The following is a 15,425-nucleotide window of genomic DNA, read 5'->3' as shown; positions in this document are numbered from 1 at the left end:
CCCGGGCGCCCGGTGGTCCCCGGGTGAGGACATCATGCAGGAGGGACCGGCGGAAGGGGCTTCGTGACGGATCGTGTCGGGGCGCGCGACCTGCTGCGCCGCGTGCTGGACGAGGGAGCCTGGACGTCCTGGGACGTTCCGCCCGCCGGGGAGCCGCCCCCCGCCTCCGCGTACGCCGAGGATCTCGCGGCCGCCCGCGAGCGCAGCGGCTGCGACGAGGCCGTCCTGACGGGGGAGGGCCTGCTGCGCGGGCGCCGCGTCGCGTTCGTCGTGTCGGAGTTCCGGTTCCTCGCGGGCTCGATCGGACTCGCCACCGCGGACCGGATCGTCGCGGCCGTCGGGCGCGCCACCGCCGAGGGACTGCCGCTGCTGGCCGCGCCGTGCTCCGGCGGCACCCGCATGCAGGAGGGGACGGCCGCGTTCGTGCAGATGGCCCGCATCACCGCCGCCGTCATGGCCCACCGGGCCGCCGGCCTGCCCTACCTGGTCTACCTGAGGCATCCGACGACCGGCGGGGTGTTCGCGTCGTGGGGGTCGCTCGGGCACGTGACGGCCGCCGAGCCCGGCGCGCTGATCGGGTTCCTCGGCCCCCGCGTCTACGAGGGCCTGCACGGGGAGCCGTTCCCGCCGGGGGTGCAGGTCGCCGAGAACCTGGCGGCCAAGGGCCTGCTGGACGCCGTGGTGGCCATCGACGACCTCGCGGGGGTGGCGTCCGCCGCGCTGGACGTCCTGTGCGGGCGGCCGCCCTCGGCGCCCGCGCCCTCGCCTCCGCCCGCGGGCGTTCCGCCGGAGGGGACGGCGTGGGACTCGATCGAGCGGTCGCGCCGCCCGGACCGTCCGGGCGTCCGCGAGCTGCTGCGCTTCGGGGCCGCGGACGTGACGCCCCTGTCGGGCACCGGCCAGGGGGAGGCGGAGCCCGGCCTGCTGCTCGCCCTGGCCCGTTTCGGGGCGGCGCCGTGCGTCCTGGTGGGGCAGGACCGGCGCGGCCAGCGCGGCGGCCACCCGCTCGGCCCGGCCGGGCTGCGCGTCGCGCGGCGCGGGATGCGGCTGGCCGCGGAGCTGGGCCTTCCGCTGGTCACGGTGGTCGACACGCCCGGCGCCGTCCTGTCGGCCGAGGCGGAGGAGGGCGGGCTCGCGGGTGAGATCGCCCGCTGCCTGGCCGATCTGATCACCCTGCCGGCGCCGACGCTCTGCCTGCTGCTGGGCGAGGGCACGGGCGGCGCCGCGCTGGCGCTTCTGCCCGCCGACCGCGTCCTGGTGGCTCGGCACGCCTGGCTGTCGCCGCTGCCGCCCGAGGGCGCCTCGCTGATCGTCCACCGGACCCCGGCGCGGGCCGGCGAGATGGCCGAGGCGCAGGGCGTCCGGTCGGCGGACCTGCTGCGCGGCGGGCTGGCGGACGTGCTCGTCGACGAGCGCCCGGACGCCGCCGACGAGCCGGAGGCGTTCTGCCGCCGGGCCGCCGCGGCGGTGGAGCGGGGGCTGTCGGGTCTCGCGCCCACCGGCCCGGCCGCCCGCCAGGCGCGCTACCGTCCTGGATCATGACCGAGACCGTCTCCAGCGCCTACGACGCCATCGCCGACCTGTACGCCGACCTCTTCCGCGACGCGCTCGACGAGCTCCATCTGGACCGGGCGATGATCACCGCGTTCGCGGCGATGGTCCCGGCCGGGCCGGTCGCCGACCTCGGCTGCGGCCCCGGCCGCGGGACGGCGCTGCTGCACGGCCTCGGCCTGGACGCGTTCGGGCTCGACCTGTCGCCCGCCATGATCGCCCGCGCCCGCGCCGACCACCCGCACCTGCGTTTCGACGAGGGCGACATCACGGCGCTCGACCTCCCGGACGGCGGCCTGGCGGGCGTCCTGTCGTGGTACTCGACCATCCACCTGGGGCCGGAGGAGATCCCGCGCGCCTTCGCGGAGTTCCACCGGGTGCTGGCCCCCGGCGGCCTGCTCCTGGTCGGGTTCCAGTCGACCGACGAGGACGAGGCGGAGGCGTTCGACCACAAGGTCGCCCTCGCCTACCGCCGGCCCGTCGACGTCATGGCCGAACTGGCCGCCCAGGCGGGGCTGGTGGAGGTGGCGCGGCTCCTGCGCCGTCCGGCGGAGAACGAGCGTCCGGTCCCCGCCGGCAGCCTCCTGGTCCGCAAGCCCTGACGCGCGGCGGTCACCGCCGGGCGGACGCCTGGACCAGGGCCGTGAAGAGCGCCTGCTGGGCGCGGTCGGTGGCGGCGGTGTCCTCGGGATGCCACTGGACGCCCAGGAACCACGCCCGCGCTTCCGCGAGCTCGGCGGCCTCGACGGTGCCGTCGGCGGCGCGGGCGGTGGGGGCCAGGGCCGGGGCGAGGGCCGCGACCGACTGGTGGTGGTAGCAGGACACGACGGTCTCCTCGGCGTCGAGGGTCTTGGCGAGCAGGGTGCCGGGCCTGACCGACACGGGGTGGACCCGGTGCCGGTGGTCGGGCTCCATGTGCTGGTGGAGGGTGCCGCCGAGCACCGCGTTCACCACCTGGAGGCCGCGGCAGACGGCGAGGGTCGGCAGGCCCGCGTCCAGGGCGTGGGCGGCCAGGGCGAGGTCGAAGGCGTCCTGCTCGTCGTCCACGTCGTAGAGGGCCTCGTGCGCGGGCGCGGCCCCGTAGCGGCGGGGGTGCAGGTCGCCGCCGCCGGGCAGCAGCACGCCGTCGCAGCGCTCCAGCCGGGACGGGTCGAACGGCGAGGCCGGGTGCATGAGGAACGGTTCGCCGCCCGCCCGGTGCACCGCCTCGACCAGGGCCCGGGACGCGACCTCGGCCCGGTGCCGCAGGGCCGAGGCGCTCGCGGAGAACCGGGCGGGAAGCGCGATGAGGGGCCTCACAGCTCGATCCACGTCGTCTTGAGGTCGGTGTACTTGTCCATGGCGTGCAGGGACTTGTCGCGGCCGTGGCCCGAGAGCTTGACGCCGCCGAACGGGACGCTCATGTCGCCCTCCTCGTAGCAGTTCACCCAGACCGTCCCGGCGCGCAGGGCGCGGGAGACGCGGTGCGCCGCCGAGAGGTCGGAGGTCCAGACGGCGGCGGCGAGGCCGTAGTCGGTGTCGTTGGCCAGGCCGACCGCCTCGTCGACGTCGTCGAACTCCAGGACGGCCAGCACGGGCCCGAAGACCTCCTCGCGCGCGATCCGCATCCCCGGGTCGACCCGGTCGAACACGGTGGGGGCCATGAACCGGCCGTCGGCGCGCCCGCCGGCGCGCACGCGGGCGCCGTCCGCGCGGGCCGCCTCCACGTGCGACACGACGCGGGCGTGGTGGGCGGGCGAGACCAGCGGGCCCATCTCGGTGGCGGGGTCGAGCGGGTCGCCCACCCGGAGCGACTCGGCGCGGGCGACGACCCGGTCCAGGACGCGGGAGGCGACCGAGCGGTGGACGAGCAGCCGGGACGGGGCCGTGCACATCCCGCCGGCGTTGAAGAAGATCCCCCAGGCGGCCGTGTCGGCGGCGGCGTCCAGGTCCGGGGCGTCCGGAAGGATGATGTTGGGCGACTTGCCGCCGAGTTCGAGCCAGACGCGCTTGAGGTTGGAGGCGGCGGCGTAGCGCAGGAAGTGCCGCCCCACCTCGGTGGAGCCGGTGAACGCCAGGACGTCGACGGACGGGTGCTCGCCGAGGGCGCGGCCCGCGGTCTCGCCGGGGCCGTTGACGACGTTGAACGCCCCGGGCGGCAGGCCCGCCTCGGCGGCGAGCGCGGCCAGGTGCAGCGCCGACAGCGGCGACTCCTCGGCGGGCTTCAGCACGACCGTGCAGCCCGCGGCCAGCGCCGGGGCGACCTTCCAGGCGGCCATCGTCAGCGGGAAGTTCCACGGGACGACGGCCGCGACGACGCCGGCGGGTTCGCGGCTCACCAGGGCCAGGGACGAGGAGGCGGTGCGGGGGGCCTCGTCCAGCCGCTTGTCGGCGATCTCGGCGTACCAGCGCAGGCAGCCGGCGACGGCGCGCAGCTCGATCCCGTACGCCTCGGAGATCGGCTTGCCCATCTCCAGGCTGACCAGCAGGGCGAGCGTCGCGCGGTCGCGTTCGACGAGGCCGGCCCAGCGCAGGAGGGCTGCCTTGCGCTCGGCGGGCGCGAGGCGGGGCCAGGGGCCGGTGTCGAAGGCGCGGCGCGCGGCGGCGACGGCCGCGTCCACCTCCGCCGCCCCGCCCGACGCGACGTGCGCGATCGTCGCCCCGTCGCGGGGCGCCACGACGGGGACCGAGCCGGAGCCGGTGGACTTCCCGTCGATGTGGTGGCCGGTGTGCGGGGCGAGCCCGGCGGCGCGGGCGCGCCATTCCTCGTAGGGGACGTCGGGCACGGACCCTCCCTCAAGTCGTTTGGTCCCGAACAATAGCCGGGACGGCTTGACCGCCGCCATCCCCGCTTCCTAGATTATTTGGGGCCAAACAAACTGGAGGTGCGCAGCGATGGCAACAGTCGCGGGCGTCGCCGTCGAGACCGGGCACTGGATCGGTGGTGAGCGCGCCGCCTCCGCCGCGGTGTTCACCGACGTCTCCCCGATCGACGAGCGGCCGATCGCCGAGATCGCGCGGGGCGGTCCGGCCGAGGTGGACGCGGCGGTCGCCGCCGCGCGCCGGGCGTTCCCCGCCTGGGCCCGGACGGGCAGGGACGAGCGGGCGCGGCTGCTGCACGCCGTCGCCGACGGCGTGGAGAAGCGCGCCGAGGAGCTCGCCCGGGTCGAGACGGCCGACAACGGGGCGCTCGTCCGCTCCCACCGGCGCGGCGTCATGCCCCGCGTCGCGCACAACTTCCGGTTCTTCGCCGACCGGCTGCTCGGCCTCGGCCACGACGACTTCGACACCCGCGGGCACACCAACCACGTCAGCTGGAACCCGGCGGGCGTCTGCGCGCTCATCACCCCGTGGAACGCGCCGCTGATGCTCGCCACCTGGAAGATCGCGCCCGCCCTGGCCGCCGGGAACACCGTCGTGCTGAAGCCCGCCGAGTGGACGCCGCTCACCGCGTCCCTGCTGGCCGACGTCGCCGCCGAGGCGGGGCTGCCGGACGGGGTGCTCAACGTCGTCCAGGGCTACGGCGCGGAGGTCGGCGGGCCGCTCACCGCGCACCCCGACGTGCGGCGGATCAGCTTCACCGGCTCGGTGCCCACGGCCCGCACGATCGCGGCCGCGGCCGCGGCGAACCTGACGCCGCTGTCGCTGGAGCTGGGCGGCAAGTCGCCGCTGCTCGTCTTCGCCGACGCCGACCTCGACCTGGCCGCCGACCTCGCCGTCGAGCAGTACGACAACGCGGGCCAGGTGTGCCTCGCGGGCACCCGGCTGCTCGTCGAGTCGTCCGTCGCGGACGAGTTCACCGCGCGGTTCGTCGAGAAGGCGTCCAGGCTCCGGCAGGGCGACCCCCGCGACGAGTCCACCGACGTCGGCCCGCAGATCCACCGCCGCCACCTCGAACGGGTGGACGGATTCGTCCGGCGCGCCAAGGACGCCGGGGCCCGCGCCCTCCTCGGCGGGGGCCCGAACGACGACCTGGGCGGCCTCTACTACCGGCCCACGCTGTTCACCGGCGCCCCCGAGGGAGCGGAGATCCTCACCGAGGAGGTCTTCGGGCCCGTCCTCACCCTCCAGACCTTCGACTCCGAGGACCAGGCCGTCGCCATGGCGAACGGCACCCGGTTCGGCCTCGCCGCCACCCTCGCCACGGGTGACCCGGAGCGCGCGCGGCGCGTCACCGGGCGGCTCGTGGCCGGGACGGTGTGGGTCAACTGCTTCTTCGTCCGCGACCTGCGGGCCCCGTTCGGCGGGTCCCGGCAGTCGGGGGTCGGGCGCGAGGGCGGCGACTGGAGCTTCGACTTCTACTGCGACCTGAAGAACACGGTGACGGCGCCATGGGCGAGGTAGTCGGCGCGGGGCTCCTCGCGCACGTCCCCACGATCGTGCTGCCCGAGGCCACGCGCCGCGAGCTGAACGGCGGCGAGGACACCACGCTCGTCTCCGGCCTGCGCAGGCTCCGCGCGGACGTCTTCGAGCGGGACGACTACGACACGGTCGTCGTCCTCGACTCGCACTGGGCCACCACCGTCGAGTTCGTCACCACGGCGCAGGACCGCCGCGCCGGGCTCTACACGTCCGAGGAACTGCCGCGCGGCATGTGCCGCATGCCCTACGACATCCCCGGCGACCCCGAGCTGGCCCGCGCGGTGGCGCGCTACGCCGGCAGGCACGGGACGTACATCACCCCGATCGACGACCCCCACCTGCCGATCTACTACGCGACCGTCAACCTGTGGACGCACCTCGGCGTCCGCGACGACCCCTACCTGGGCGTGCCGGGGAAGCGGTGGATCTCGATCGGCGTGTGCCAGACCGCCGACACCGAGGACTTCCTGCGCCTCGGCCGCGCCCTCGGCGACGCCGTCGCCGCGACCGGCCGGCGCGTCCTGCTGATCGCCTCCGGCGCGCTGTCGCACACCTTCTGGCCGCTGCGCGTGATCCGCGACCACGAGGCGTCCGGCCCCGAGCACATCTTCACGCCGCAGGCGCGGGCCGCCGACGAGCAGCGCATCGCCTGGCTCGGGAACGGCGACCACGCCCGCGTCCTCGACACCATGCCGGAGTTCCTGGCCTTCAGGCCCGAGGCCCGCTTCGGCCACTACCTCATGATGATCGGCGCCCTCGGCGAGCACGCCTGCACCGCCCCCGGGCGCCTCTACAGCGACTACGAGAACTCCGTCGGAACGGGCCAGGTGCACATCTGGTTCGACCGCCCCGCGAACGGATGGACGGCCTGATGACCGAGTACCGGAGAATCCTGCTGGAGGGCGCCGCGACCCAGGTCGTCCGGGACGGTGACGACCTCCTCGCCGCGGACGGCCGCCGGGTGCGCGCGGCCGACGCCGTCCACCTGCCGCCGTGCGAGCCGTCCAAGGTGGTCGCGGTGCACCTCAACCACCGCGGCCGGGTGGAGGAGTTCCGGACGGAACTGCCGCCCGCGCCGACCTACTTCCACAAGCCGGTCTCGGCGCTGAACGCGCACGGCGGCGCCGTCGTCCGCCCGGAGCGGTGCCGGTACCTGAACTACGAGGGCGAGATCGCGATCGTCATCGGCCGGACGGCCCGCAACGTCTCCCCCCAGGAGGCCGGCGCCCACATCGCCGGCTACACGGTCGCGAACGACTACGGCCTGCACGACTTCCGCGACACCGACGCGGGCTCGATGCTGCGCGTGAAGGGCTCCGACACCCTGTGCCCCCTGGGGCCGGGCCTGGTCACCGACTGGGACTTCCGCGGCAAGTACCTGCGCACGTACGTGAACGGCGAGCTCGTGCAGGACGGCAGCACCGACGAGATGGAGTGGGACATGCACTACCTCGTCGCCGACATCGCCCGCACCATCACGCTGTATCCGGGGGACGTGCTGCTGTCCGGCACGCCGGCGAACTCGCGTCCCGTCCGGCCCGGCGACGTCGTCGAGGTCGAGGCCGAGGGGCTCGGACGGCTCCGCAACCACATCGTCGGCGGGCCCGTCCCCGTGCGGGACGACTGCGGCGCGCAGCCCACCGAGTCCGAGGAGGTCGTCTCCACCGCGTTCGGCGGAGACTGGGAGTTCCGGGGCGTCCGACCGCCGCGCGGGTGAGCGGGAGGGAGTCAGGCGCGCGAGCGGCGGCCCGAGCGCCGGGGCGGCGGCGGCGACTGCTCGCGCAGCGCGGCCCGCCGCTCCTCGCCCTCCTCCTCCAGGTGCTCGACCACCGACCGGAGCGTCCCGGCGAGGGCGCGGTTCTCCTCACCGCTCAGCCCCTCCACCACGAACGCCTCCTCGGCGTTGAACGCGGGGAACATCTCCCGCATCAGCTCCTGCCCCTTGCCGGTCAGCCGCAGCAGGACCAGCCGCCCGTCCGTCGCGTGCGAGCCGCGCTCGATCAGGCCGCGCCCCTCCAGCGTCTTCACGACCCCGGTGAGCGTGCCCTTGGAGATCCCGGCCTCCTCGGCGACGTGCCGCGTCTCCATCTCGTCCCAGATCCACACCACCCACAGGACGACGAACGACGTCCACGTCAGGTCGGCGCCGCGCAGGACCGAGCTCTCGAAGTGCTGCCGGATCGCGGCGGCGGCGCGGTAGATGTTGGACACCGCCATCATCGCGTCGTGCCGCAGCGGGACGTCCCCGAGCCGCCGCTGGATGGCCTGCTCGGTCTCTTGCAGGGTGTGGTGCCCGGTCACGTGCGTCCTCCCGTAGGGTCCGGCGCCGGCCCGCTCGCGCGCCTCCGGCGGACCGAAGGCGAATCTACTCCCGTCGGCGGTCGTTCGACTCCGTACGATCCCCGTGACCCCGTTCCGGGATTCCCCCGTGCGGGGGAGGGGCGTGGCGCCCGCGGGTGATCAACGCGGCCGGGGCGGGCGCGAGGGTGGGGCCATGACCCTTGCGAGCACGCCATCGGTTCCGTTCGCGCGGCTGCGCGCGGGCTGGGAAGCCGCGCACGCGCCGGTCGCGGGCGTCCCGCGCTGGGCGCGGATCGCGGCCCTGGCCGTGCCGTTCACCGTCCTGCCGTCGGGACTGTGGCGGATCGCCGCCTTCGCCCTTCACCTGCCGATCCTCAGCGGCGACAGCCTGGACACGGGGACCGCGAAAGGCGACCTTCCCGGCTGGGTGCCGCTGGAGGCGTACGTGGTGCTGCTGTCGATCCTGTCGGAGGCGGTGGCGTTCACCGCCGTCGGGATGGTCGCCGGCTGGGGAGAGGTGTTCCCGCGGTGGGTGCCGGGCCTCCGGGGACGGCGCGTGCCGGTCACGGCCGCCGTGGTCCCGGGTCTCGTGGGCGCCGCGATCCTGACCCCGATGTGGACGGCCTCCGTCGTGAACTGCCTGGTGTTCCAGGAGACCATCCAGGGGCGCCCGTTGCCCGAGGGCTTCCCCATCCACTTCCACGACTGGCAGGGCGTGCTCGGCGTCGTCGCCTACGCGCCGCTGGTGGCGTGGGGGCCGCTGCTCGCCGCCGTCACGCTCGCCTACTGGCGGCGCCGGACACGCGCGTCCTGACGGTCAGGCCAGGCGGCGGCCGCCGTCCCACACCACGCCCACCTGGCGGTAGTAGGCGGCGATGGGCTCCTCGACCGTCAGGCGTGACAGCTCCTCGGTGGGGGAGTCGAACAGGCGCAGGTCGGCCTCGCCCTTCCACGCCCGGCCCGCCTCGAAGGAGGAGGCGCCCGACTCGATCAGCTCGTCCAGGGACGGGGCGCCGCCCGGCTCGATGGACGGCAGGAAGCGGTGGTGGGCCATCGGGTGCCCGTTGACGAAGCCGTTCGTCTCGGACGGTCCGTGCAGCGTGACCACCGCTTCGGCCAGGCGGCGGTCGGCGGCGGCGAGGGTGGCGCCGAACCGCTCGCCCGCGGCGATGCGGGGCGCGGCCCGGCCGTAGGGGTGCGGGCGGGTCTGGTGGATCGAGCCGAGCTTCTTCGGGTAGCCCTGGTGCAGGCCCCGCGCGATGGCGAAGTCCTTGTCGACCCAGATGTGGACGCAGCGCGAGTAGGTGCGTCCCTCGAACGAGCAGCGGACGACGGCGAAGCACTCCTTGTACTGCGCCCGGACGGGGTCCAGCAGCTCCTCGCCGGACTCCGCGCAGGACTGCCAGTCGGCCCAGATGAGCGCGACGGCGCCCGGGTCGTCCGGGGCGGGGGACAGCGGCGCGGGCAGCAGCTCGGCCACGCGGGCCGGGTCGGTGCGGTACTCGACCGTGAGCAGGTCGCCCGAGTAGTGCCACGGCGGGCTCGGGACGAGCGACGAGCGCCCCGTCGCGGTCTTGGGGTGCAGGAAGCCTCGCACGGTCGCCACCACGTACCTCCATTCGTTTGGGCCCATACGATATGCCGGCGGCGTCCGGTTCCGCCACCTCGGCCCGTGGTCTGGGTCCTCTCGCCGCGACCCTTGCCAGGGACCGCCGCCCGCCATATGGTTTGGTCCCAAATGATCTGAGGGGAGCGCCCGTGAGCCGACCGGTCGAGGACGTGGTGAAGCGGCTGGCCGCCGACGGGATCGACGTGGTCCGGGTGTCCTACACCGACCTGATCGGCGTCGAGCGCGCCCGGGACGTGCTCGTCGAGCGGCTGCCCCAGGCGGTCGAGCACGGCCTGTCGTTCTGCCGGGCGGTCTTCCACACGACCCCGGGCGGCGACACCGTCGAGGTGCCGGGCGGGCTGGACGCCGGGCTCCCCGACATCTGCGTGCGGCCCGACCTGTCGACGCTCGCCCCCGTCCCCTGGGAAGACGGCGTCGCGTCCTGCATCGGCGACGCGTGCGAGCCCGGAAGCCGCGAGCCGTGCCCCGAGGGGCCCCGGGAGGTGCTGCGGCGGGCGATCGGGAAGCTGCGGGAACTCGGGCTGGAGGCCGTCGCCGGACCCGAGCTGGAGTACTACCTCTGCGAGCCCGACCCGTCCTCGCCCACCGGCTGGCGCCGGTACGGGGACGCGCCCGGCAACGTCTACACCGCCGGCCGCAAGGGCGACCCGGACGGGCACCTGCTGCGCACGCTCCGGCACCTGCGCGACCTCGGCCTCGGCGTCACGATGGGCAACCACGAGTTCGGCGGCGGCCAGTTCGAGATCAACCTCGCGCACTCCGGCGCGCTCGACGCCGCCGACCGCGCGTTCCGGTTCAAGGCGGCCGTCCAGGAGATCGCCCGGCTGGACGGCCGGCTCGCCACCTTCATGGCCAAGCCGTTCAACGACGACGGCGGCTCCGGCTTCCACGTCCACCTCTCCTGCCTGGAGGCGGACGGGCGCAACGTCTTCGAGGGCGGGGGGCCGGACGGGCTGTCCGAGACCGCCCACCACGCGATCGCCGGGGTGCTGGAGCACGCCCCGGCCCTGGCCGCGCTGCTGAACCCCACGATCAACTCCTACAAGCGGTTCGGCCCGGACAGCCTCGCCCCCTGGCTGATCGACTGGGGCCTGGACAACCGCAGCGCCATGCTCCGGATCCCGCCCGAGCGCGGCGCCGCGGCCCGGCTGGAGGTGCGCCTCGGGGACGCCTCCGCCAATCCCTACCTGGGCGTCGCCGGCCTGATCGCGGCCGTCTACCTGGGGATCCGCGACAAGGCGTCCGCGCCGCCGCCGCTGGAGGGCTACGGCTACGACGCCGCGAAGGCGCCCGTCCTGCCCGCCGACCTGCCCGCGGCGCTCGACGCGCTCGCCGCCGACGAGGCGCTCACCGAGGTGCTCGGCCGGGAGTTCGCGACCGCGTTCCTGACCTACAAGCGGGACGAGGTCGCGCGATTCCGGCGGCACGTCACCGACTGGGAGTTCCGCGAGTACGCCTACCACCTCTGACCGGGCCGGTACGACCAGGTGGTCACACGCGCTCGCGCCCGGGGCTGTGCCGCCCGGCTACTGGAGAGTACGGTGTCCGGGACCCGAGGGCTGGAGGCTGGTGTGGCGTCGTTGACCGAGAAGGTGCCGCCGGGGGTGACCGGGGCCGTGCTCCGCGCCGTGTTCGCGCTGCCGGGGCCGGTGAAGCGGCTCGTCGCCGGGGCGCCGGTCCGGCGGGACGGGCAGGAGCTGGCGCTGGACGCGCAGCTGCTGCTCGCGATGATGCGGCTGGAGGGCGAGCGGAGGCTTGCCGGGGGCACGGTCGAGGACGCGCGGCGCGGGATCGCCCGAGGGCAGGCGTACCTGCCTAAGGTGCCGGCGCGCCCCGTCCGGACGCGGGACGTGGACGCGGGCGGCGTGCCGGCGCGGCTCTACACGCCGAAGGGTCTCGCGGAGGGGTCGCCGCTGCTCGTCTTCTACCACGGCGGCGGCTGGGTCATCGGGAGCCTCGACACCCACGACACGGTGTGCCGGTATCTCGCCGTGCACGCGGAGGTGCGGGTGCTGTCGGTGGACTACCGTCTCGCGCCCGAGCACCCGTACCCGGCGGCGGCCGACGACGCCCTGGCCGCCTACGAGTACGCGGCGTCCCACGCCGGCGACCTCGGCGCCGACCCGGGAGCCGTCGCGGTCGGGGGCGACAGCGCGGGCGGCAACCTCGCGGCGGTGGTGGGGCTGACGGCGCGGCGGACGCCGGACTTCGCGCTGCTGTACTACCCGGCGGTGGACATGACCGTCCTGCGGCGGTCCCGGGACCTGTTCGCCGAGGGGTTCTACCTGACCGACGCGGACATGACGTGGTTCAGCGACCACTACTGCCCGGAGGCGCGGCGCGCCGAGCCGGCCGCCTCGCCGCTGGTCGCCGAGGACCTCTCCGGCTTCCCGCCGACCTACCTCGTCACCGCCGGGTTCGACCCGCTGCGGGACGAGGGGGAGGAGTTCGCCGAGCGGCTGCGCGAGGCGGGCGTGCCCGTCGCCCTGCGGCGGCAGGAGGACCTCATCCACGGGTTCGCGAACATGTGGTCGCTCGGCGGGCGGTTCCGGGAGGCGGCGTCCGAGGCGGCCGGGGCCCTGCGCACCGGGCTGTACGCGGGGCCCCGCGCGCCCGGCTCCGCGCGGGGCCCCGCGGCCGCGGCTCGAGGGGCAGGCCTGTGAGGATCATGACCTTCTCCTCGGTGTAGTCGGCGATCGCCGACCGCAACCCCTCGCGGCCGACGCCCGAGTCCTTCACGCCGCCGTAGGGCATCTGGTCGGCGCGGTAGGACGGGACGTCGCCGATCACGACGCCGCCCACGTCCAGCTCGCGGTGGGCGCGGAACGCCACGTCCAGGCTCCGGGTGAACACGCCCGCCTGGAGGCCGAACGTGGAGTCGTTGACGAGGGCGAACGCCTCGTCGGCGCCGTCCACCGGCTGGACGAACATGACCGGGCCGAAGACCTCCTCGCGGGCGATCTTGGAGTCGGGCGGGACGTCGGCGAGGACGGTCGGCGCGTACGCCGCGCCCTCGCGGGTGCCGCCGGTGAGCACGCGCGCGCCCGCCGCGACGGCCTCGTCCACCCACGCCTCGACGCGCTCGGCGGCCGCCTGGTCGACGAGCGGGCCGACCTGGGTCTTGTCGTCCCACGGGTCGCCGGTGACGAGGGAGGAGACCGTGTCGACCAGCTTCGGCAGGAACTCGTCGAGGACGGACCGGTCGACGTAGACGCGCTGGACGGCGATGCAGCTCTGCCCCGCCTGGTAGTTGGCGAACAGGCCGATGCGCTGGGCGGCCCAGTCGAGGTCGGCGTCGGGCAGGACGACCGCGGCGCCGTTGCCGCCGAGTTCGAGGGTGACGTGCTTGCGCGGCGCCCGGTCGTTGATCGCCCAGCCGACCGGCACGGAGCCGGTGAACGACACGATCGGCAGCCGCGGGTCGTCGACCAGGGCGGAGGCCCGGTCGTTCGGCACCGGCAGGACCGAGAACATCCCGGCGGGCAGGTCGGTCTCGGCCAGCAGCTCGCCGAGCAGCAGCGCCGACAGCGGCGTGGCGGGGGCGGGCTTGAGGACGATCGGCGCGCCCGCCGCGATCGCCGGGGCGATCTTGTGGGCGGCGAGGTTCAGCGGGAAGTTGAACGGCGAGATGCCGAGCACCGGGCCCTTCGGCACGCGGGTGATGTAGGCCATCCGGCCCTCGGCGGCCGGGTCGGTGTCGAGCCGCTGCGTCGTGGCGGCGATGCGGCGGGCCTCCTCGGCGGCGAACCGGAACGTGGAGACGGCGCGCGTCACCTCGCCGCGCGCCCACAGCAGCGGCTTGCCGTTCTCGCCCGTGATCAGCCGGGCGACCTCCTCGGCGCGCTCGGCGAGCCGCGCGGACACGTGCGCGAGGGCCTCGGCCCGCACGTGCAGCGGCAGCGCCGCCGCCTCCCGGCGGACGGCGTCGGCGGCGGCGACGGCCTCCTCCACCTGCGCGGGCGTCGGCACCGCCGCCGTCCCGACCACGCGGCCGTCGTAGGGATGCGTAACGGTCAGCTCACCGTCACCGGTCACAGGCCGGCCGGCCAGCCAGAATGGGGTCACGTTCATGCGTTTCACGGTATCCGCGGCGCGCCCGATTGGGAGTCGCCGCGATGTCCAATCCGCTCCTCGCCGTTGGACGTGATGGCGAGCGCGATCCACAGTTCGGCGCGGACGGCCGGATCGTCGGGGTCGCGCCCGAGGAGTTCGGCCGCCTTGCGCATCCGCGACCGCAGCGTGTGCCGGTGGACGCCGAGCGCCCGCGCCGCCGCCTCCCCGTGCCCGTTGGCCGCGACGTAGGCCCGCACGGTCCCGACCAGGCCTTCCGCGCGGAGGGGGGCGAGGAGCGCGTCGGCGAAGGCGTGCGCGGGGCCGGGGTCCATCAGGCCGAGCACGCCCTGCCCGGGGAGCCGGGAGTAGTGCAGGACGTCCCGGTCCGAGCGCCCGGCCGCCGCGAGGGCCTCCTCGGCCTGCCGCAGCGCGGGGCGCAGGTCCCCGGAGGCGGGGTCGCTGACGCCGATCGGACCGCTGCCCGCCAGGATCCGCTCGACCGTCCCGAGCTCCCCGTCCGGCACGATCACGGCGATGTGCCCGCCGAGCGGCAGCGCCGGGCACCGCGCCCCGGCCGCGTCGGACTCCAGCGCGTCCAGGACGGCGGCGCCGCCCGCGCAGGCCTGCACGCGGACGGGCCCGCGCGGGATCGCCGGGCCCTCGCCGGGGCGGCCGAGCAGCAGCGCCGCCAGCGATGCCCGCAGGTCGCGCCCGGTGCGCGGCGTCTCCGACTGGAGCGTCAGCAGGGCCACGGCGGCGCCCACGATCGTGTGCGCGGTGGGCGGGAGCGGCGCGTCGGCGCCCACCGCGAGGAACCCCCGCGGCCGCTCGCCCAGCCCGATGCGCTGCACGACGATGTGGTCGTCGGGGACGGCCAGCGCGATGCTCGCGGCCGGGCCGCCCCCGTCGGGGCGGCGCCGCAGCCGGGCCAGCTCGGGCGCGAGGTCGCCGGCGCGGTCGCGGGCGCGGGCGGGCTCGGCGTGCCGCACGTCGCCGGACGCGTCCAGCAGCAGCGCCCACCCGCCGAGCAGCCGGGCCAGCCGGGCGACCAGCGCGCCGGGGCCGGTGAGCGCGGCGCGGGTCAGCTCGCGCTGGGCCTGGAACGCGCGGGTCACGTCCTCGTACCACTCGGCGGCGAGGACCCGGGAGACCGCCTTGCCGATCGCGATGAACGGGGTCGGGCGCGGTACCTCCAGCAGCACGAGGCCCTGGTCGCGGGCCGCGGCGAGCAGCCCGGCGGGGACGGTCTCGTGGATGACGCCGACGGCGAAGCCGAGCCCGGCGACGCCCCGCGCGACCAGCCGGGAGACGTAGCCCTCGGCGTTCGCGGCGGTGAGCCGCATGCCGGTGGTCAGCACCAGCTCGCCGCCCTCCAGGAACGGGGTCGGGTCCTCCAGTTCGCTGACGGCGACCCACACGACCGGGGTCGCGGGGAGCGGTCCGGTCAGCGACCGCAGCCCGAGCTGGGGAAGGGCGGCCACGGCGGCCAGCGTGGGCGGCATGTCAATCCCTGTGCAAAGTGTCTACCTCGCCGGACGGATTTCGCCGT

The 15,425-nt window shown here is 75.5% G+C and carries 13 protein-coding genes and 1 pseudogene; 8 read left to right on the top strand and 6 right to left on the bottom strand.

What is annotated here, in order from left to right:
* The first annotated feature begins 63 nt into the window (after positions 1-63).
* Together ABWI04_RS00145 and ABWI04_RS00140 are read left to right on the top strand one after the other, a co-directional pair.
* Positions 64-1,542 (top strand): carboxyl transferase domain-containing protein, encoded by a 1,479-nt coding sequence (locus tag ABWI04_RS00145; protein WP_345175724.1) that lies wholly within the window; start codon positions 64-66, stop codon positions 1,540-1,542.
* Positions 1,539-2,153 carry a class I SAM-dependent methyltransferase gene (locus ABWI04_RS00140; protein ID WP_353830941.1) on the top strand — a complete coding sequence of 205 codons (615 nt, stop codon included), beginning with the start codon at positions 1,539-1,541 and terminating at the stop codon, positions 2,151-2,153. The genes ABWI04_RS00145 and ABWI04_RS00140 overlap by 4 nt, the downstream gene beginning before the upstream one ends.
* A 10-nt stretch (positions 2,154-2,163) precedes the next feature.
* Here ABWI04_RS00140 and ABWI04_RS00135 read toward each other — a convergent pair whose 3' ends face one another.
* Together ABWI04_RS00135 and ABWI04_RS00130 are read right to left on the bottom strand one after the other, a co-directional pair.
* Positions 2,164-2,850, bottom strand: a complete 687-nt coding sequence (locus ABWI04_RS00135) for a gamma-glutamyl-gamma-aminobutyrate hydrolase family protein (RefSeq protein ID WP_353830940.1) — start codon at positions 2,848-2,850, stop codon at positions 2,164-2,166.
* A complete protein-coding gene (locus ABWI04_RS00130; RefSeq protein WP_353830939.1) occupies positions 2,847-4,316 on the bottom strand; it encodes an aldehyde dehydrogenase family protein in 1,470 nt (489 codons plus the stop codon). The genes ABWI04_RS00135 and ABWI04_RS00130 overlap by 4 nt, the downstream gene beginning before the upstream one ends.
* A 109-nt stretch (positions 4,317-4,425) precedes the next feature.
* Between ABWI04_RS00130 and ABWI04_RS00125 the strand changes: the two genes are divergently transcribed.
* Genes ABWI04_RS00125 through ABWI04_RS00115 form a run of 3 tightly spaced genes read left to right on the top strand, consistent with a single transcriptional unit; the run spans position 4,426 to position 7,609 of the window.
* Positions 4,426-5,874: an aldehyde dehydrogenase gene (locus ABWI04_RS00125; RefSeq protein ID WP_353830938.1), complete on the top strand. Its 1,449-nt coding sequence runs from the start codon at positions 4,426-4,428 to the stop codon at positions 5,872-5,874.
* On the top strand, positions 5,862-6,764 hold the full coding sequence (locus tag ABWI04_RS00120; RefSeq protein ID WP_353830937.1) for a DODA-type extradiol aromatic ring-opening family dioxygenase: 903 nt from the start codon (positions 5,862-5,864) through the stop codon (positions 6,762-6,764). Before ABWI04_RS00125 ends, ABWI04_RS00120 begins: the two co-directional genes overlap by 13 nt.
* Positions 6,764-7,609 carry a fumarylacetoacetate hydrolase family protein gene (locus tag ABWI04_RS00115; RefSeq protein ID WP_353830936.1) on the top strand — a complete coding sequence of 282 codons (846 nt, stop codon included), beginning with the start codon at positions 6,764-6,766 and terminating at the stop codon, positions 7,607-7,609. The genes ABWI04_RS00120 and ABWI04_RS00115 overlap by 1 nt, the downstream gene beginning before the upstream one ends.
* A gap of 11 nt (positions 7,610-7,620) precedes the next feature.
* On the opposite strand, the gene ABWI04_RS00110 is transcribed toward ABWI04_RS00115, so the two are convergent.
* Positions 7,621-8,193, bottom strand: a complete 573-nt coding sequence (locus tag ABWI04_RS00110; RefSeq protein WP_345175712.1) for a MarR family winged helix-turn-helix transcriptional regulator — start codon at positions 8,191-8,193, stop codon at positions 7,621-7,623.
* 193 nt (positions 8,194-8,386) lie between these two features.
* On the opposite strand from ABWI04_RS00110, the gene ABWI04_RS00105 reads away from it, so the two are divergent.
* Complete coding sequence (locus ABWI04_RS00105) at positions 8,387-9,007, top strand: hypothetical protein (RefSeq protein WP_353830935.1); 621 nt, start codon at positions 8,387-8,389, stop codon at positions 9,005-9,007.
* Positions 9,008-9,010: 3 nt separating this feature from the next.
* Here ABWI04_RS00105 and ABWI04_RS00100 read toward each other — a convergent pair whose 3' ends face one another.
* On the bottom strand, positions 9,011-9,799 hold the full coding sequence (locus ABWI04_RS00100; protein WP_353830934.1) for an acetoacetate decarboxylase family protein: 789 nt from the start codon (positions 9,797-9,799) through the stop codon (positions 9,011-9,013).
* Between the two features lie 152 nt (positions 9,800-9,951).
* On the opposite strand from ABWI04_RS00100, the gene ABWI04_RS00095 reads away from it, so the two are divergent.
* Both ABWI04_RS00095 and ABWI04_RS00090 read left to right on the top strand, forming a co-directional pair.
* On the top strand, positions 9,952-11,292 hold the full coding sequence (locus ABWI04_RS00095; protein ID WP_353830933.1) for a glutamine synthetase family protein: 1,341 nt from the start codon (positions 9,952-9,954) through the stop codon (positions 11,290-11,292).
* 258 nt (positions 11,293-11,550) lie between these two features.
* Positions 11,551-12,285, top strand: a pseudogene (locus ABWI04_RS00090) (alpha/beta hydrolase); the annotation flags it as partial.
* Positions 12,286-12,328: 43 nt separating this feature from the next.
* Here the strand turns inward: ABWI04_RS00090 and ABWI04_RS00085 are convergent.
* Both ABWI04_RS00085 and ABWI04_RS00080 read right to left on the bottom strand, forming a co-directional pair.
* Positions 12,329-13,894 (bottom strand): aldehyde dehydrogenase family protein, encoded by a 1,566-nt coding sequence (locus tag ABWI04_RS00085; protein WP_353830932.1) that lies wholly within the window; start codon positions 13,892-13,894, stop codon positions 12,329-12,331.
* Between the two features lie 5 nt (positions 13,895-13,899).
* Positions 13,900-15,378: a PucR family transcriptional regulator ligand-binding domain-containing protein gene (locus ABWI04_RS00080; RefSeq protein WP_353830931.1), complete on the bottom strand. Its 1,479-nt coding sequence runs from the start codon at positions 15,376-15,378 to the stop codon at positions 13,900-13,902.
* Positions 15,379-15,425 lie beyond the last annotated feature (47 nt).

Origin of the sequence: Actinomadura sp. NPDC000929 (assembly GCF_040492065.1) — a bacterium.
Classification (GTDB): Bacteria; Actinomycetota; Actinomycetes; order Streptosporangiales; family Streptosporangiaceae; genus Spirillospora; species Spirillospora verrucosospora.
The sequence above is the reverse complement of the archived record's forward strand: the minus strand, read 5'-3'. Positions and strand labels throughout refer to the sequence as shown.